The organism is Comamonas sp. C24C (assembly GCF_053345995.1).
This window is the reverse complement of record NZ_JBKFBC010000001.1, coordinates 683824-700782: the sequence shown is the minus strand read 5'-3', so window position 1 is coordinate 700782 and position 16959 is coordinate 683824. Positions and strand designations below refer to the sequence as shown.

Here is a 16959-nt window from a genome sequence, read left to right as displayed (position 1 = left end):
CCCCTCTTATTTTTCTTTACCGAACAAGCCAGCGGGGCGAATCAGCAAAACAATCACCATGATGAAAAACACGACGGTGGACGAGGCCTCGGGCCAGAAAACCTTGGTCAGTCCCTCGATGACGCCCAGCGCCAGACCGGTGAGGATGGAGCCCATGATGGAGCCCATGCCGCCGATCACCACCACGGCAAACACCACGATGATGAGGTTCTGCCCCATCAGCGGCGTGACCTGGTAGACCGGAGCCGCCAGCACGCCCGCAAAGGCGGCCAGCGCGGCACCGAAGGCATAGGTCAGCGTGATCATCACGGGCACGTTGACGCCGAACGCCTCGACCAGACGCGGGTTTTCGGTGCCGGCACGCAGATAGGCGCCGATGCGCGTCTTCTCGATCACAAACCAGGTTGCCACACACACCACAATGGAAGCCACGACCACCCAGGCACGGTAATTGGGCAGGATCATGAAGCCCAGGTTGGTTGCGCCTTCGAGCAGCTCGGGCGTGTCATAGCCCAGGCCCGAGACGCCATACACGGAGCGGAACACCCCCTCGATCAGCAGCGACAGCCCCAGCGTCAGCAGCAGGCCGTAGAGATGATCGAGCTTGTAGATCCAGCGCAGCAAAAAGCGCTCGATCAACACCCCCAGAATCCCCACCAGCACCGGCGACAGGATCAGCATCACCCAGTAGTTGATGCCGAAATAGCTCATGGCCATCCAGGTGCACATGGCCCCCAACATGAACAGGGCGCCATGCGCAAAGTTGATGACATTGAGCAGGCCGAAGATCACGGCCAGGCCCAGACTCAGAATTGCGTAGAACGAACCGTTGACCAGCCCCAGAAGGAGCTGGCTCATCAGGCCGGGCAATGAAACGCCGAAGATTTCCATGAGAGATACGCTGGTGAGGGTGAGGTCTGCATCAAACCGGTAGTGCCATTACTTCCAGAGCGCGCACTTGGTTTCGGCCTTGGTCGTCCAGACCGTCTCGGCAGGCAGCTTGGTCAGTACCTTGAGGTAGTCCCAGGGCTTGGTGGACTCGCTGGGCTTCTTGGCTTCGACCAGATACATGTCGTGGGCGAACGTGCCGTCGGGACGGATCACGCCCTTGCCGTAGAAGTCGTTGATGGGCGTGCTCTTGAGGTGGGCCATCACCTTGTCGGCATTGGTGGTCTTCACCGCTTCGACGGCCTTCAGATAGTTCATCACGGCCGAGTAGTCGGCGGCCTGCACATCGGTAGGCATGCGCTTGGTCTTGGCAAAGAACTTGTTGGCGAACTTGCGCGATTCGTCGTTCATGTCCCAGTACCAGCTGGTGGTGTGCAGCAGGCCTTCGGTGTTCTTCAGACCCAGGCTGTGGATGTCGGTCAGGAAGACCAGCAGACCGGCGGTCTTCATGGTCTTGTTGATGCCGAACTCCTTGGCAGCCTTGATGGCATTGATGGTGTCGCCACCCGCATTGGCCAGACCCAGGATATGGGCCTTGGAGCTTTGCGCCTGCAGCAGGAAGGACGAGAAGTCAGAAGCATTGAGCGGATGCTTGACCGAGCCCAGCACCTTGCCGCCCTTGGCGTTGATGACCTTGGTGGTGTCGGCCTCCAGCGCCTGGCCGAAGGCATAGTCGGCCGTCAGGAAGAACCAGTCCTTGCCGCCGCGATCCACCACGGCACCGCCCGTTCCCTTGGCCAGAGCCACGGTGTCGTAGGCGTAGTGCACGGTATAGGGGTTGCACTGCTCGTTGGTCAGCGCGGAAGAGCCCGCGCCGCTGTTGAAGTGAACGCGCTTTTTCTCGTTGGCGATCTGGGAAACCGCCAGTGCCGTGCCGGAGTTGGTGCCGCTGAAGACCATGGAGATACCCTGCGTATCAATCCATTCGCGCACCTTGGAGGCAGCGATGTCGGCCTTGTTCTGATGGTCTGCGCTGACCAGCTCGATGGGCTGGCCCAGGGCCTTGCCGCCGAAGTCGTCGATCGCCATCTGCATGGCGACCGCACCGTTCTTGCCCTCCACGTCTGCGTACAGGCTGGACATATCGGTGACGAAACCGATCTTCACCTTTTCCTGGGCCTGGGCCAGGGGGCTGGACAGACCGGCCACGGCCAGCATGCAAGAGAGAACGCTCAGTTTTGCTTTCATCTTTATCTCCACGGGTTGGATCTCTGTTGTGAACGAATGGGAGGTGCTTGAAGGCTCAGACGCCCAGCAGCTCGTTGAGCACGGACATCTTCTCGTCCAGCTCGCTGGCCCCGAAGCGCAGGGCGACATGGCCGTGCTCGACCACATAGAAGCGGTCGGCCAGCGGGGCGGCAAAACGGAAGTTCTGCTCCACCATCACCACGGTGTAGCCTTTCTCGCGCAGCGTGGTGATCATCCGAGCCAGGGTCTGGACGATGACGGGGGCCAGGCCTTCGGAAATCTCGTCGAGCAGCAGCAGGCGCGCACCCGTACGCAGAATCCGCGCCACGGCCAGCATCTGCTGTTCGCCGCCCGACAGGCGCGTGCCCTGGCTGTTCCTGCGCTCATAGAGATTGGGGAACATCTGATAGATCTCGTCGATGCTCATACCCGGTTCGCCGGTCTTGAGCGGCGGCGGCAACATCAGGTTCTCTTCGCAGGACAGGCTGGAGAAAATGCCGCGCTCCTCGGGGCAGTAGCCCACGCCCAGGTGGGCGATCTTGTGCGTGGGCATGTGAATGGTTTCCACGCCGTTGATCCTGATCGAGCCCTTGCGCGAGCCGGTCAGCCCCATGATGGCGCGCAACGTGGAAGTGCGCCCCGCGCCATTGCGGCCCAGCAGGGTCACCACCTCGCCGGGATTGACCACCAGATCCATGCCATGCAGCACATGGGATTCGCCATACCAGGCATTGAGTCCCGAAATTTCCAGCGCCGGAGTACTTGTCTTATTCATTCGTATCACTCAAATCACGCACGAAACCATCAAAGAGGCAGCGAGGAAGGGCCGCCCCGCACCGAGGCTGCCGTCCCCCTCAGGGGGAAGCCGCGTGAGCGGCACAGGGGAGCATTCAATGCGCCCCCTGGAGCTGCCCGTCCGTGGTCCCCATATAGGCCTCCATCACCTGCGGATTGCGGGAAACCTCTTCATAGCGACCTTCGGCCAGAACCGCGCCACGCTGCAGCACGGTGATGCGATCGGCGATGGTGGCGATCACCTTCATGTTGTGCTCCACCATCAGGATGGTGCGACCGGCCGAGACCTTCTTGATGAGCTGGGTCACGCGGTCCACGTCTTCATGGCCCATGCCCTGCGTGGGCTCGTCCAGCAGCATCAGCTCGGGCTCCATGGCCAGCGTGGTCGCAATTTCCAGGGCGCGCTTGCGTCCATAGGGCAGGTTCACGGTCACTTCATCGGCCAGGTCCTGCAGACCGACTTCGGTCAGCAACTCCATGGCGCGGTCGTTGAGCTGATTGAGCGTCTTTTCGCTGGTCCAGAACTGGTAGGCCGTGCCCAGCTTGCGCTGCAGGCCGATGCGCACGTTCTCCAGCAAGGTGCAATGCGGAAAGACGGCGGAAATCTGAAACGAACGAATCACGCCGCGTCGCGCAATCTGTGCCGGCGCCTCGCCGGTAATGTCTGCCCCGTTGAACTGAATGCTCCCGGAAGTGGGCTCCAGAAACTTGGTCAGCAGATTGAAGCAAGTAGTCTTGCCCGCGCCATTGGGCCCGATCAGCGCGTGAATGGAGCCACGCTGCACGGCCAGATCCACCTTGCTGACCGCGGTAAAGCCTTTGAACTCTTTGGTGAGTTGCCTGGTTTCGAGAATAAGGTCGCTCATGCGCTGGCCGTCAGTCCTGAATGCTGCAAAACAAAGAGGGCAGCACCTTGCCGTGCTTCCTCTGCCTGAGCGGCATCTTGGTCTTTCATGCTGCAGTGCCGCAGCGGGAAACTCCTAGGAGTGGTGCCCGGCGATACTTATGCTTTCCCTAATCCCTTGTAAAACAAGTATCCAAAACAGGAGTAATTACAAACTTCAAAATACCGGCAGCAAACCGGTCGCACTGGAGGCAGCGGCAATCCAAAGGATGTCAGCATCCACTTCGGAAGCTGCAAAAAGCTTATCCCTTATATGTATTGCGCTATCAATATTAATGAGACGAAATGGAATATGCGCCCGCAGCACAGCGCTCCCCTGATTGCCCCTGATGCCGTAAACCCTGAGTTTCTCAATGCCCACTGGAGTAACTTGGTTACTAGCCCAATCCGCGCAAATATGCTTGCTATTTGTCGCCCTCAAAAACCCAGGACGACAAAGATCAGCCATTCCGCTATTGATTCAGAAGCTGCTTTCGCTTTATTTATATGAGTTTCACATGGCTTTATTTTTGAAATACATAGCTGACGTTCGATAGCAGCTATCAAAATACTTTTTCATCGAAGCAGAAGCGCATGTCTGAAAAACCGGCTGCGCTGCCCTTGAGTTCCTGCCTGAAAACGCATGGAATAAAACCCCGTGCAGAACTGTTTACTGCTGGTCAACCACAAGGAGAGACCTCATGTTTCGCATCGCTTCGCTGACGCTCGCTTCTGCCGCCCTGCTGGCGGCCTGCTCGACCGGCCCGGCCGCCCCGGCCAAGTCCCCTGCCACCACCCTCAATGGCGTGCTGGTAGGACCGACCCAGATGACGCTCTACGTCTTTGACAAGGATGCCGCAGGCTCCGGAAAAAGCGTCTGCAACGGCGGCTGCGCCACCAACTGGCCGCCTCTGATGGCACCTGCGAATGCGGCGCCGATCGGCGACTGGACCGTGGTGATGCGCGACGACGGCAGCAAGCAATGGGCCTACAAGGGCCGCCCCCTCTATCACTGGGTCAAGGATGCCAAGCCCGGCGACATGACGGGTGACGGCTTCCTCAACAATAGCTGGCATGTCGCCAAGCCTTGAGTGAAGGTCGACGCCGCTCTGGTCCATATTCCCCGCCTGCGCCGCTATGCGCGCGCGCTGGCGGGCGATGCTGCGCTGGCAGACGATCTGGTCCAGGACACTCTCGAGCGCGCCTGCCAGAAGTGGGCCCTGTGGCAGCCGCCGGCCGCCGCTACGGCCGAGCAGGTGCAAAAGGCCTTGCTCAGCTGGCTGCTGACCTTGATGCACAACCTCTACGCCAATCAGTGGCAGCAGTCCTCCCGGCATCGCACGGTGGCGCTTGACGAGGCCCAGGACACGCCCCACGACCCCATGCCCAGACTGGCACTGCAGCTGGATCTGGAGCGGGCCCTGGCCCATCTCACGCCGCAGGCCCGCGAGGTATTGCTGCTGATCGGCATGGAGCAGTTCAGCTATGGCGAAGCCGCGCAGATGCTGGGCGTTCCCGTGGGAACGGTGATGTCGCGCCTCTCGCGCGCCCGCGAGCAGCTCAGGCGCCTCATGGAAGGAGAAAGACCCGCGACGACCGTGTTGAGGGCTGTCAAATGAAGGAAAGTGCAATGACACCCCAGCGCCCCGATGAAGCCACGCTGCATGCCTGGGTGGATGGAGAGTTGCAGCCCGATGCCGCTGCGGCGGTGGCGCAATGGCTGGCCGAACACCCCGATGAAGCAGCGCGCATGGCCGCCATTCAGGCCCAGAACGCCGGCCTTCAGGCTCTGCATGCGCAATTGCTCGAAGAACCGGTACCGCCCCGGCTCATCCGATCCCTGCAAAAACCGGCCCTGCAGTGGCGCTGGCCGCATGCGCTGGCCGCAGGCATCATGCTCAGCGTGGGCCTGGGACTGGGCTATGGTGCAGGTCGGCAGACATCGGTTTCGCAGCCCGCTGCGACGCTTGCGCAGCTGCCGGGCTTTGTGCGCGAGGCGGCCGCTGCCCATGCCGTCTATGTGCCCGAGCAGCGCCACCCCGTCGAGGTAGCGGCGCAGCAGCAGGCGCATCTGGTGCAGTGGCTGTCCAAGCGGCTGGGCGTTGCGCTCAAGCCCCCGGTGCTGGAAGCCCAGGGCTTTCATCTCATGGGCGGGCGGCTGCTGCCCGGAGAGACCGGACAGGCCCGCGCCCAGTTCATGTACGAGGATCAGGCAGGCCAGCGCATCACCCTGTATGTCTCGGTGCTCAATCCCGAGACGGCCGCAGCTTCCGCCCCTGCCTCCTTTCAGTGGAGCAGCGACGGCGCAAGCCATGGCTTTTACTGGATAGAGGGCCGGCAAGGCTATGCCTTGAGTGCTTCCCTGCCGCGCGAGCGCCTGCAGGCTCTGGCCAACGCGGTCTATCAGCAGCTGAACTGATGCCGCAGGCCTCCGACCGGAGGCCGGGTTGTCCTATTGCAGGCTGCCGCTGCCACCTTCGCCGCTGGCCGACTCGGGCAAGGCCAGGGGCAGGACGCCAATACCCTCTTCGATCAGCTCCATGGCCTCCCGGGCACTGGTCTGACCGCGAATGGCGCGTTCCTCGGTTTCGCCGTAGTGAATGCGGCGCGCCTCTTCGGCAAATTTTTTGCCGACATCCTCGCTGCTTTGCGCGACTTTGCGCGACCACTGCATCCATGCTGCCTGCATGGACTGAAGGTGTGCGCGTGCCTCGGCGCTGATTTCGGGACTGGCCGTGGGAACTGCCGGCGCTGCGGCAGGGGCCGGTTGCGAAGCCTGGGCAGCTTTGGGCGGCTGTGCGCCCAGATTGAGACGGGGAGCACTCAAGCGCTTGGTCACATCGCTGTCGCCGCAAACAGGGCATTGCACCAGCTGGCGCTGCAGCTGATTCTGAAAATCATCTTCCGAAGCAAACCAGCCTTCGAAGACATGGCCTGCAGGGCAGTGAAGATCAAGCACTTTCATGGCGCCACTCAACCCTTGCGGTGAACCAGATAGCGATAAACAAAGCCGGGAAATGCCAGCGTCAGAAACAGCGTAGCAGTGATGGCATAGAACTCCCAGCCTTGGGGAGATATCTGGCCGGCGCGGCGCTCCAGCAGCAAGCCCAGGCCGCCCACCAGCAGATACAGGGCAATCATTTCCAGCAGGCGCACCCACAGCGGTTTGCGACCGGCCATGACGGGGCCGACAATGCCCAGACGCTGGTTGATAAAAGGCAAATTGGCTGCCACAAGGGCAGCCAAGATGATGAGCCAGATAGAGGCGGTTATAGACACAAAGCCATTCCTAGAAAAAGCGATGAGGGCATCAAGCCCTCATCACGTTCGTCTTATCAGGAAGCCAGGGCACGCACAACGGCGTCAGCGCACAAGGCCATCAGCCCGCCAGGCAGGATACCCAGCAGCAGAACCAGCGCACCGTTGATCGTCAGCACAACGCGCACATCCAGAGGAGCAGACACGCTGGTAGCAGTGATTGGAGCATCAAAGTACATGACCTTGACCACGCGCAGGTAATAGAAGGCACCGATCAGCGACATGATCACGGCAAACACGGCCAGACCGATGTACAGGCTGCTGCCCGAAGCGACCAGTGCCTGCAGCACGGACAGCTTGGCGTAGAAGCCGACCAGCGGAGGAATACCGGCCATGGAGAACAGGCAGATGGCCATCACGCCGGCGTACAGCGGGCTGCGCTGGTTCAGGCCGGCCAGATCGGCAATCTCTTCGCTTTCAAAGCCTTCACGGGCCAGCAGCAGGATCACGCCGAAGGAAGCCAGAGCGGTCAGCACATAGGTCACGATGTAGAACATCGCCGAGCTGTAGGCGTTTTCGACGGTGGCAGGATCGACCTTGCCATCCACCACACCCGACATCAGGCCCAGCAGCACAAAGCCCATCTGGGAAATTGTCGAGTAAGCCAGCATGCGCTTGAGGCTGGTCTGCTGCAGACCGGCCAGATTGCCGATGAGCAGCGAGCAGACGGCCAGAACCATCAGCATCTGTTGCCAGTCGATGGCCAGGGGCAGCAGGCCGTCCACCAGCAGGCGGATGGTCATGGCAAAGGCAGCGAGCTTGGGCGCTCCGCCGATCAGGGCGGTGATGGCCGTAGGCGCGCCCTGGTAGACGTCGGGCACCCACATGTGGAAGGGAACCACGCCCAGCTTGAAGGCCAGACCGGCAACCACGAAGACCAGACCGAAGACCAGCACCTGGTGCTTGATTTCACCGGAATTGATGGCCTTGAAGACCTGGCCGATATCCAGCGAACCGGTGGCGCCATAGAGCATGGACATGCCGTACAGCAGGAAACCGGAAGCCATGGCACCCAACACGAAGTACTTCATGGCGGCTTCGACGGCCACGGTGTGGTCGCGGCGCAGAGCCACCAGCGCATAGCTCGACAGGGTCAGCAGCTCCAGGCCCAGGTACAGAACCAGGAAGTTGTTGCCGCTGATCATGATGAACATGCCCAGCAGGGCCAGCATGGACAGTGTGAAGAACTCACCGCCACGCAGCATGTCGCGCTCGGCCGCATAGGGGCGACCGTAGACCATGGTGATCATCATGGCGATAGTGGCAAAGCACTTGAGCCAGTTGCCCATGGCGTCCGAGACAACCATGTTGCCCCAGCCGTAGAAGGTATTGCCGCTTGCGGCGTACATGCCCTGCATCACCGCTACGACAAGCAGGGTGAGCATGGTCAGAACATAGGTGCCGGTGCGACGGGCACTATTGATGCCCAGGTCCACCAAGGCAATGACGCAGGCCATGACCAGGAGAGTGATCTCCGGGTAGATCGCCAGCCAGCTGATGTTGTCAATCATCTCGTGTCTCTCGTTTCAGTCTGGTCAGTTGAGCTTGCTCACAGCCACATGCTTGATGAGCTCTGCCACAGACACATCCATCACATCGGTGAAGGGCTTGGGATACAGACCCATGACCAGCACAGCCGCAGCCAGCACGCCCAGCACCAGGAATTCGCGGCAGTTGATGTCCTTGAGTTCAGCCACATGGTCGTTGGCCACGTCACCCAGGTACACGCGCTTGTACATCCACAGGGTGTAGGCAGCGCCGAAGATCAGAGCGGTTGCAGCGCCCAGACCAATCCAGAAGTTGTATTGCACGGCGCCCAGGATCACCATCCACTCGCCGACGAAGCCGGCAGTGGCGGGCAGACCGCAGTTGGCCATGGCGAACAGCAGGGCAAAGGCAGCGAACTTGGGCATGGTGTTGACCACGCCGCCGTAAGCGGCGATCTCACGCGAGTGAACGCGGTCGTACAGCACGCCGATGCACAGGAACATCGCGCCGGACACGAAGCCGTGGGCGATCATCTGCACCAGGCCGCCGGCAATGCCCAGGCTGTTGAACATGAAGAAGCCCAGAGTCACGAAACCCATGTGCGCCACGGACGAATAAGCCACCAGCTTCTTCATGTCCTTTTGCACCAGAGCCACCACACCCACATAGATCACGGCAATCAGCGACAGCGTGATCATCAGGCCCGACCACTCATGCGCCGCATCGGGAGCGATGGGCAGCGAGAAGCGCAGGAAGCCATAGGCACCGAGCTTCAGCATGATGGCGGCCAGCACGGCGGAACCACCGGTAGGCGCTTCGACGTGAACGTCGGGCAGCCAGGTGTGAACCGGGAACATGGGCACCTTCACGGCAAAAGCGGCGAAGAAGGCAAAGAAGATCAGCGTCTGTGCGGTGCCGGACAGGGGCAGCTTGTGCCAGTCCAGGATCTCGAAGCTGCCGCCCGACTGGGTGTACAGATAGATCAGTGCGACCAGCGTGAGCAGCGAGCCCATCAAGGTGTACAGGAAGAACTTGAAGGCCGCGTAGATACGGTTCGGGCCGCCCCAGATACCGATGATCAGATACATCGGGATCAGGGTTGCCTCGAAGAACACGTAGAACAGCATGCCGTCCATGGCAGCGAACACACCGATCATCAGACCCGACAGGATCAGGAACGCGCCCATGTACTGGTTCACGCGCTCGGTGATGTTGGCCCAGGAGGCGATCACCACGATGACGGTGATGAAGGCTGTCAGCGGCACAAACCACATGGAGATGCCATCCACGCCCAGATGGTAGTGGATGTTGAAGCGCTCAATCCAGAGTGCATTTTCCACAAACTGCATATTGGCAGTCGTGGTGTCGAAGCCGGTGATCAGAGGAATGGTCACCGCAAAGCCGATCAGCGCGCCGATCAGGGCCAGCCAGCGCACCGCGTTGGCCTGCCCTTCTTTGCTGAAGGCCAGCAGGAGGGCGCCGAAAGCGATCGGCACCCAGATAGAAAGACTCAACAAACCCATTTTTGTTTTTCCCCTACTACTTGTTGAGCCACACGAAGTACGTCATGAGGGCAACGATACCCAGCAGCATGACCAACGCGTAGTGATAGAGATAGCCTGTTTGCAGGCCACGCACCCACTGACCGAACTTGGCCATGAGCTTCCAGGAGCCATTGACGATGGCGCCATCGATGATGGCCTGATCGCCGGCCTTCCAGAAGAAGGTACCGAAGGCACGGGCGCCGCGGGCGAAGATGTTCTCGTACACCCAGTCCACGCCGTACTTGCCTTCCAGAACCTGGTACAGACCAATCTTCTTGGAGAAAGCCATGATGGCGGCAGGAATCTCGGGCTTGACCATGTAGAACACATAGGACACCACCACACCGGCCAGAGCCAGCCAGAACGGCGCGGCCGTGAAGCCGTGCAGTGCCATCGGCACCCAGCCGTGAATCTGCTCGGCCAGTTCGGCCATGGCACCGTGCTTGGAGCCATCGACGTGGATCACGCCCTTGAAGAAGTCGCCAAACAGCATCGGCATCAGCGCAATCGCACCGATCACCACCGAAGGAATGGCCAGCAGCATCAGGGGACCGGTCACCACCAGAGGCGACTCATGGGGCTTGGCGTCATGACCGTGGCCGTGGTCGTCATGACCATGGTGGTCATCATGGTGCGCATCGGGATTCTGGTCGTAGCGCTCCTTGCCGTGGAAGACGATGAAGTACAGGCGGAAGGAGTAGAAAGCCGTGATGAACACACCGGCCAGCACGGCAAAGTTGGCAAAGCCGGCTGCAGGCAGGTTGGAAGCGTGAACCGCCTCGATGATGGCGTCCTTGGAGTAGAAGCCCGAGAAGAAAGGCGTGCCGATCAGCGCGAGGTTACCCAGCAGGAAGGTGATCCAGGTGATGGGCATGTACTTGCGCACGCCGCCCATCCAGCGGATGTCCTGATTGTGGTGCATGCCCATGATGACGGAGCCGGCACCGAGGAACAGCAGAGCCTTGAAGAAGGCGTGGGTCATCAGGTGGAACACGGACACCGAGTAGGCCGAAACGCCCAGAGCGATGGTCATGTAGCCCAGCTGGGACAGCGTGGAGTACGCGATCACGCGCTTGATGTCGTTCTGGATGATGCCCAGGATACCCATGAACAGCGCCGTGATGGAGCCGATCACCAGGATGAAGTTCAGCGCAACGTCCGACAGCTCGTACAGGGGAGACATGCGCGACACCATGAAGATGCCGGCCGTCACCATGGTCGCCGCGTGAATCAGCGCGGAGATAGGCGTGGGGCCTTCCATGGAGTCCGGCAGCCAGGCATGCAGCGGGAACTGGGCCGACTTGCCCATCGCGCCGATGAACAGGCAGATGGCAGTCACGGTCACAAGCAGCCAGCCCGTGCCGGGCAGCTGGGTGTTCTGGATCTCGGGCAGCTTGGCGAAGATTTCAGAATAGTTCAGCGTGCCGGTGTAGGCAGCGATCAGACCAATGCCCAGAATGAAGCCGAAGTCACCCACGCGGTTGACCAGGAAGGCCTTCATGTTGGCGAAGATGGCCGTGGGCTTCTTGTAGTAGAAGCCGATCAGCAGGTAGGACACCAGGCCCACAGCTTCCCAGCCGAAGAACAGCTGCAACAGGTTGTTGCTCATGACGAGCATCAACATGGAGAAGGTGAACAGCGAGATATAGGAGAAGAAACGGTTGTAGCCGTCGTCTTCCTCCATGTAGCCCATGGTGTAGATGTGCACCATCAGCGACACAAAGGTCACCACGCACATCATCATCACCGTGATGGAGTCGATCAGGAAACCGACTTCCATCTTCAGCCCGCCGACGACCATCCAGGTGTAGATGGTCTCGTTGAACGTTGCGCCGTCGAACACGACAGCCTGGAACGTGAGGGCCGACAGAACGAAGGCCACGAGCACTCCCAGAATCGTCAGGGAGCTGCTGCCGGTGCGACCAATCTTGTTGCCGCCAAAGGCCGTGCCCCAGATACCCGCGAGTGCGGAGCCGACCAGCGGTGCCAACGGCACCGCAAGCAGCATGGATGCAGAAAGGGTTTGACTCATTTCTTGAGAACCTTGCAAGTTACGGCGGACTCAACCCTTGAGGGCGTTGAGATCTTCCGCATCGATGCTTGTCTTGTTACGGAACAGCAGCACCAAGATCGCCAGACCGATGGCCGATTCAGCAGCAGCCACTGTCAGGATGAAAAACACGAACACCTGGCCGTGCATGTCGCCCAGATAGCTGGAAAACGCGACAAAGTTCATGTTCACGGCCAGCAGCATCAGCTCGATGGCCATGAGCAAGACGATCAGGTTCTTGCGGTTCAGAAAGATGCCAACCACGGAGAGTGCAAACAGCATGGCACCCAGCGTCAGGAAGTGGCCCAAAGTCAGCGTCATGCTTTTGTCTCCACAGCAGGCGCTGCAGCCGCAGCTTCAGCGTCAGGTTTTTGTGCAGGCTTGGTGCTGTCGACCTTGACCAGCTTGATGCGGTCGGAGGCGCGCACACGGATTTGATCTGCGGGGTTCATGGCCTTGCTGTCCTTGCGCTTGCGCAGCGTCAGGGCAATTGCGGCAATCATGGCCACCAGCAGGATCACGGCTGCAATTTCCACGGGATACAGGTATTCCGTGTACAGCAGCTTGCCCAGAGCCTGTGTGTTCGAGTAGGGAACGGTCTGGCCGGCGGCATTGACCATGGTCGTGCCGACGGCCTTGGCGTCTTCGACGTCGCCGAAGCCACCCATCAGCACCATGCCCATTTCAAAGGCGATCAGCACACCGATCAGGGCCGCAAACGGGAAATGCTTCCAGAAGCCGCGGCGCATGGCGTCGATACGGATATCGAGCATCATCACCACGAACAGGAACAGCACCATCACAGCGCCCAGATAGACCAGCACCAGAGCGATGCCGAGGAATTCAGCCTTGAGCAGCAGCCAGATGGCAGCCGCTTGCGAGAAGGCCAGAATCAGATTGAGCACGGCATGCACAGGATTGCGGGCCGTGACAACCCGGAAGGCTGCAAACAGCAGCACGACCGAGAACAGATAGAAAAAACCAGTTTTGGCGTCCATGGATCGAATCTTTTCAAGTGATCAAGGAGCCGCTTCAGCGGTACTTGGCATCTGCCGCCTTGTTGGCAGCGATCTCGGCTTCATAACGGTCACCCACTGCCAGGAGCATGTCCTTGGTGAAGTAGAGATCACCGCGCTTTTCGCCGTGGTATTCGAAGATGTGCGTCTCCACGATGGAGTCCACCGGGCAGCTTTCTTCGCAGAAGCCACAGAAGATGCACTTGGTCAGATCGATGTCGTAGCGCGTGGTACGGCGCGAGCCGTCGTCACGCACATCGGACTCGATGGTGATGGCCATGGCAGGGCACACGGCCTCGCAAAGCTTGCAGGCAATGCAGCGCTCTTCGCCGTTTTCATAACGGCGCAGGGCGTGCAGACCACGGAAGCGTGGCGACTGAGGTGTTTTTTCCTCAGGGAACTGCACCGTGATCTTGCGACGGAAGGTGTAGCGGCCAGTCAGGGCCATGCCCTTGGCCAGTTCCCAGAGCATGAAGCTCTTGAGGAAATCCTTGAAGGAGAAAGGTGTTGCAGCTACTGCAGACATACGTACTCCGCTTATTTCCAGATGTTCCAGGGCGAGTACAGCCAAGCACCCACAACCACCAGCCACACCAGGGTGACGGGAATGAAGATCTTCCAACCCAGACGCATGATCTGGTCATAACGGAAGCGCGGGAAGGTAGCGCGAATCCAGATGAAGCACGACACCACCAGGAAGGTCTTGATCGCCAGCCAGATCCAACCGGGGATGAAGCCCAGGAAGTCGAACGGAGGCAGCCAGCCGCCCAGGAACATGATCACGGCCAGGATGGAGACCAGCCACATGCTCGCGTATTCGGCCAGGAAGAAGACCGCAAAGCCCATGCCCGAGTACTCGACCATGTGACCTGCCACGATTTCGGCTTCGCCTTCGACCACGTCAAACGGGTGACGGTTGGTTTCGGCAACGACCGAGATCAGGTAGACGATGAAGATGGGCAGCAGAGGCAGCCAGTTCCAGGACAGGATGCTCATGCCCATGGATGCGAACTGGCCTTGACCCTGGCTCATCACGATGGCCGACAGATTCATGCTGCCCGTGACCATGATGACCACCAGGAAACAGAAGCCCAGCGCGATTTCGTAGCTCACCATCTGAGCCGAGGCGCGCAGTGCGCCCAGGAAGGCGTACTTGGAGTTGGAAGCCCAGCCCGCAATGATCACGCCATAGACTTCGATGGAAGTGATGGCCATCAGCAGCAGCAGACCTGCGTTCACGTTGGCCAGGGCCACATCGGGAGCGAAGGGAATCACCACCCAGGCGGCCAGGGCCGGCATGATGGCCATGACCGGACCCACATAGAACAGGCCCTTGGCAGCTGCCGTGGGCTGAATCAGTTCCTTGGTCAGCAGCTTCAGGCCGTCAGCCAGAGGCTGCAGAAGACCCGAAGGACCCACGCGGTTGGGGCCCAGACGGATTTGCATGAAACCCAGCAGCTTGCGTTCCCACAGCGTGAGGTAGGCCACGGCACCCATCAGGGGAGCCACGATGGCCACGATGCCGAGCAGAATCCAGATGAGGGGCCAGGCCACATCGATCCAGAAAGGAGCAGCGGACAGGCCCGCGCCCCAGGCTTTCAATGCGTCGATCATGCGGCGCCTCCCTCACGAACCTGACGAGCGTCAGCCGTCAATTGCAGCGACGTAGCGCGGCGCACGATGCTGTCGAGCTGGTAAATGCTGGCGACTGCAGGCGCAGTCACAGAGCCGGCAGGCACTGCGCTCACGGCCTGGGCCGTGTTGCTCAGCACATTGGCGGGCACTTGGGCAGCGCCACCAGTGGCCTCAGCCAGCACGTCTTGCGACGTTTCATAGTCCACGCCCTGAACACCCATCAGGTTGGCCAGCACGCGCAGCACCTTCCATGCGGGACGTGTGTCGGCCAGAGGCTTGACCACGGCATGGAAGCTTTGCAAACGGCCTTCGGCGTTGACGAAGCTGCCCGAGGTTTCCGTGAACGGAGCAATGGGCAACAGCACATCGCTGAATTCCAGGTTGGCCTTGAAGGGGCTCAGTGTCACCACCATCTCGGCCTTGTTCAGACCTGCGATGGCGGCCTTGCCGGCAGCGCTGTCGAACTCGGGCTCGTTGTTCAGCAGGATGGCAGCCTTCAGGCCACCATCAATCATCTGAGCCGCATTCAGACCGTTGCCAGCAGGCATGGCCTTGACCCATTGCGCGCCCACGGTGTTGGCGGCTTCGGTCAGATAGCCCACGGCGGCGCCGGTCTGCTCGGCAACCCAGTTGGCCAGAGCCAGCAGTGCGGAAGCCTGAGCATGGTGCGCTGCGGCATTGCCCAGCAGCACGGCCTTTTGCTCGCCGGCCAGCAGGGCGGCGGCAATCGCCTTGGCTTCGTCATGGACCTGACCTGCCACGGGAGCCGAGACACCCTTGGCTTCGGCCACGGCAGCGGCCACATCGGCCAGGGCCTGAGCCCAGTCGCCGGCTGCGACCACCGATGCGTTGACGGGCAAGGCCCAGTCATAGACGCGATCGTTGATGGCGAAGACCTTGCAGCCCTTCTTGGCAGCCTGGCGGATGCGCTGTGCGAACAGCGGATGGTCCTTGCGCAGGTTGGAGCCCACGATCAGAGCCGACTGCAGAGTGCTCAGTGCGGCGATGGGCAGCCCCAGCCACTGCACGCCTTGCGTGGCAGCAAACTCGGCATTGCGCAGACGGTAGTCGATGTTCTCGCTGCCGATACCGCGCACCAGCTTGCCAGCCAGGAACAGCTCTTCCACCGTGCTGTGCGGGCTGACCAGAGCGCCGATGGCGCTGGCGCCATGGTTGTTCTTGATCTGCTGCAGGCCGTTGGCCACATATTCCAGAGCAGTCTGCCAGTCGACTTCCTTCCACTCGCCGCCCTGCTTGAGCATGGGCTTGGTGAGGCGTTCGTCGCTGTTCAGCGCTTCGTAGGAGAAGCGGTCACGGTCGGCAATCCAGCATTCGTTGACTTCTTCGTTCTCGAAGGGCACAACGCGCATGACCTTGTGGTTCTTGACCTGAACAATCAGGTTGGAACCCGTGGAGTCGTGCGGAGCCACCGACTTGCGGCGCGACAGTTCCCAGGTGCGGGCGCTGTAGCGGAAGGGCTTGCTGGTCAACGCGCCCACGGGGCAGATGTCGATCATATTGCCCGACAGCTCGGAGTCCACGCTATCGCCCACCACCGTGGTGATCTCGGAGTGCTCGCCGCGGTGAATCATGCCCAGTTCCATGACGCCGGCCACTTCCTGGCCAAAGCGCACGCAACGTGTGCAGTGAATGCAGCGGCTCATTTCCTCCATGGAAATCAGCGGCCCCACATTCTTGTGGAAGACCACACGCTTTTCTTCTTCGTAGCGCGAAGAGCTGCTGCCATAACCCACTGCCAGATCCTGGAGCTGGCATTCGCCGCCCTGGTCGCAGATGGGGCAGTCCAGCGGGTGATTGATGAGCAGGAACTCCATCACCGACTGTTGTGCCTTGATGGCCTTCTCGCTCTTGGTGCGCACGATCATGCCCTGCGTCACTGGCGTGGCGCAGGCGGGCATGGGCTTGGGAGCCTTTTCCACATCCACAAGGCACATGCGGCAGTTGGCCGCAATGGATAGCTTCTTGTGGTAGCAGAAGTGAGGAATGTAGGTGCCGGCCTTCTCGGCTGCATGCATGACCATGCTGCCTTCCGTCACCTCGACCTTTTTTCCGTCCAGTTCAATTTCAACCATA

Annotated in this window: 18 protein-coding genes; 3 read left to right on the top strand and 15 right to left on the bottom strand. The window is 60.5% G+C overall.

The window, feature by feature from the left end; all coding sequences use genetic code 11:
- Positions 1–6: 6 nt before the first annotated feature.
- The 5 genes from ACLBXN_RS03195 to ACLBXN_RS03175 all read right to left on the bottom strand — a co-directional run bounded on the left by ACLBXN_RS03195 (position 7) and on the right by ACLBXN_RS03175 (position 4196).
- Entirely contained in the window at positions 7–891 is an 885-nt protein-coding gene (locus ACLBXN_RS03195) for a branched-chain amino acid ABC transporter permease (RefSeq protein WP_003057801.1), read from the bottom strand.
- Between the two features lie 48 nt (positions 892–939).
- Positions 940–2136 carry an ABC transporter substrate-binding protein gene (locus ACLBXN_RS03190; protein ID WP_003064413.1) on the bottom strand — a complete coding sequence of 399 codons (1197 nt, stop codon included), beginning with the start codon at positions 2134–2136 and terminating at the stop codon, positions 940–942.
- Positions 2137–2191: 55 nt separating this feature from the next.
- Positions 2192–2911 (bottom strand): ABC transporter ATP-binding protein, encoded by a 720-nt coding sequence (locus tag ACLBXN_RS03185; protein WP_003064410.1) that lies wholly within the window; start codon positions 2909–2911, stop codon positions 2192–2194.
- Positions 2912–3026: 115 nt separating this feature from the next.
- On the bottom strand, positions 3027–3797 hold the full coding sequence (locus ACLBXN_RS03180) for an ABC transporter ATP-binding protein (RefSeq protein WP_447611105.1): 771 nt from the start codon (positions 3795–3797) through the stop codon (positions 3027–3029).
- A gap of 195 nt (positions 3798–3992) precedes the next feature.
- A complete protein-coding gene (locus tag ACLBXN_RS03175) occupies positions 3993–4196 on the bottom strand; it encodes a hypothetical protein (protein ID WP_447611104.1) in 204 nt (67 codons plus the stop codon).
- Between the two features lie 319 nt (positions 4197–4515).
- Between ACLBXN_RS03175 and ACLBXN_RS03170 the strand changes: the two genes are divergently transcribed.
- From ACLBXN_RS03170 to ACLBXN_RS03160, 3 genes are read left to right on the top strand one after another with little or no spacing between them, the layout of a single operon-like run.
- Entirely contained in the window at positions 4516–4905 is a 390-nt protein-coding gene (locus ACLBXN_RS03170) for a COG4315 family predicted lipoprotein (RefSeq protein WP_050872264.1), read from the top strand.
- Entirely contained in the window at positions 4906–5433 is a 528-nt protein-coding gene (locus tag ACLBXN_RS03165; protein WP_447611103.1) for an RNA polymerase sigma factor, read from the top strand.
- Positions 5434–5444: 11 nt separating this feature from the next.
- Entirely contained in the window at positions 5445–6233 is a 789-nt protein-coding gene (locus ACLBXN_RS03160; RefSeq protein ID WP_447611101.1) for an anti-sigma factor family protein, read from the top strand.
- A 33-nt stretch (positions 6234–6266) separates the two neighbouring features.
- On the opposite strand, the gene ACLBXN_RS03155 is transcribed toward ACLBXN_RS03160, so the two are convergent.
- The 10 genes from ACLBXN_RS03155 to nuoG are packed head-to-tail and all read right to left on the bottom strand — an operon-like array spanning position 6267 to position 16958.
- Positions 6267–6779 (bottom strand): DUF1178 family protein, encoded by a 513-nt coding sequence (locus ACLBXN_RS03155; protein ID WP_447611100.1) that lies wholly within the window; start codon positions 6777–6779, stop codon positions 6267–6269.
- An 8-nt stretch (positions 6780–6787) separates the two neighbouring features.
- Entirely contained in the window at positions 6788–7093 is a 306-nt protein-coding gene (locus ACLBXN_RS03150; RefSeq protein WP_003057814.1) for a DUF2818 family protein, read from the bottom strand.
- A 56-nt stretch (positions 7094–7149) separates the two neighbouring features.
- Positions 7150–8643, bottom strand: coding sequence for an NADH-quinone oxidoreductase subunit NuoN (gene nuoN / locus ACLBXN_RS03145; protein ID WP_003057815.1), 1494 nt, complete (start codon positions 8641–8643; stop codon positions 7150–7152).
- Positions 8644–8667: 24 nt separating this feature from the next.
- On the bottom strand, positions 8668–10143 hold the full coding sequence (locus tag ACLBXN_RS03140) for an NADH-quinone oxidoreductase subunit M (protein ID WP_019043772.1): 1476 nt from the start codon (positions 10141–10143) through the stop codon (positions 8668–8670).
- A 16-nt stretch (positions 10144–10159) separates the two neighbouring features.
- Positions 10160–12196, bottom strand: a complete 2037-nt coding sequence (gene nuoL, locus ACLBXN_RS03135; RefSeq protein WP_003057818.1) for an NADH-quinone oxidoreductase subunit L — start codon at positions 12194–12196, stop codon at positions 10160–10162.
- Between the two features lie 30 nt (positions 12197–12226).
- A complete protein-coding gene (gene nuoK / locus ACLBXN_RS03130; RefSeq protein ID WP_003057821.1) occupies positions 12227–12535 on the bottom strand; it encodes an NADH-quinone oxidoreductase subunit NuoK in 309 nt (102 codons plus the stop codon).
- Entirely contained in the window at positions 12532–13212 is a 681-nt protein-coding gene (locus ACLBXN_RS03125; RefSeq protein WP_003057823.1) for an NADH-quinone oxidoreductase subunit J, read from the bottom strand. Before ACLBXN_RS03125 ends, nuoK begins: the two co-directional genes overlap by 4 nt.
- 34 nt (positions 13213–13246) lie before the next feature.
- Positions 13247–13756, bottom strand: a complete 510-nt coding sequence (nuoI, locus tag ACLBXN_RS03120) for an NADH-quinone oxidoreductase subunit NuoI (RefSeq protein WP_003057824.1) — start codon at positions 13754–13756, stop codon at positions 13247–13249.
- 11 nt (positions 13757–13767) lie between these two features.
- On the bottom strand, positions 13768–14844 hold the full coding sequence (nuoH, locus tag ACLBXN_RS03115; protein ID WP_447611099.1) for an NADH-quinone oxidoreductase subunit NuoH: 1077 nt from the start codon (positions 14842–14844) through the stop codon (positions 13768–13770).
- Positions 14841–16958, bottom strand: coding sequence for an NADH-quinone oxidoreductase subunit NuoG (gene nuoG, locus ACLBXN_RS03110; protein WP_447611097.1), 2118 nt, complete (start codon positions 16956–16958; stop codon positions 14841–14843). The genes nuoH and nuoG overlap by 4 nt, the downstream gene beginning before the upstream one ends.
- Between the last annotated feature and the right edge of the window lies 1 nt (position 16959).

Bases quoted from the DNA above. Each gene is read 5' to 3' on its own strand.
- ACLBXN_RS03160 (WP_447611101.1), top strand. From the start codon at position 5,445: ATGACACCCCAGCGCCCCGATGAAGCCACGCTGCATGCCTGGGTGGAT.
- ACLBXN_RS03190 (WP_003064413.1), bottom strand. From the start codon at position 2,136: ATGAAAGCAAAACTGAGCGTTCTCTCTTGCATGCTGGCCGTGGCCGGT.
- nuoG (WP_447611097.1), bottom strand. From the start codon at position 16,958: ATGGTTGAAATTGAACTGGACGGAAAAAAGGTCGAGGTGACGGAAGGC.
- nuoL (WP_003057818.1), bottom strand. From the start codon at position 12,196: ATGAGTCAAACCCTTTCTGCATCCATGCTGCTTGCGGTGCCGTTGGCA.
- ACLBXN_RS03185 (WP_003064410.1), bottom strand. From the start codon at position 2,911: ATGAATAAGACAAGTACTCCGGCGCTGGAAATTTCGGGACTCAATGCC.
- ACLBXN_RS03140 (WP_019043772.1), bottom strand. From the start codon at position 10,143: ATGGGTTTGTTGAGTCTTTCTATCTGGGTGCCGATCGCTTTCGGCGCC.
- nuoN (WP_003057815.1), bottom strand. From the start codon at position 8,643: ATGATTGACAACATCAGCTGGCTGGCGATCTACCCGGAGATCACTCTC.
- ACLBXN_RS03125 (WP_003057823.1), bottom strand. From the start codon at position 13,212: ATGGACGCCAAAACTGGTTTTTTCTATCTGTTCTCGGTCGTGCTGCTG.
- ACLBXN_RS03195 (WP_003057801.1), bottom strand. From the start codon at position 891: ATGGAAATCTTCGGCGTTTCATTGCCCGGCCTGATGAGCCAGCTCCTT.
- nuoK (WP_003057821.1), bottom strand. From the start codon at position 12,535: ATGACGCTGACTTTGGGCCACTTCCTGACGCTGGGTGCCATGCTGTTT.
- ACLBXN_RS03170 (WP_050872264.1), top strand. From the start codon at position 4,516: ATGTTTCGCATCGCTTCGCTGACGCTCGCTTCTGCCGCCCTGCTGGCG.
- ACLBXN_RS03155 (WP_447611100.1), bottom strand. From the start codon at position 6,779: ATGAAAGTGCTTGATCTTCACTGCCCTGCAGGCCATGTCTTCGAAGGC.
- ACLBXN_RS03180 (WP_447611105.1), bottom strand. From the start codon at position 3,797: ATGAGCGACCTTATTCTCGAAACCAGGCAACTCACCAAAGAGTTCAAA.
- nuoH (WP_447611099.1), bottom strand. From the start codon at position 14,844: ATGATCGACGCATTGAAAGCCTGGGGCGCGGGCCTGTCCGCTGCTCCT.
- nuoI (WP_003057824.1), bottom strand. From the start codon at position 13,756: ATGTCTGCAGTAGCTGCAACACCTTTCTCCTTCAAGGATTTCCTCAAG.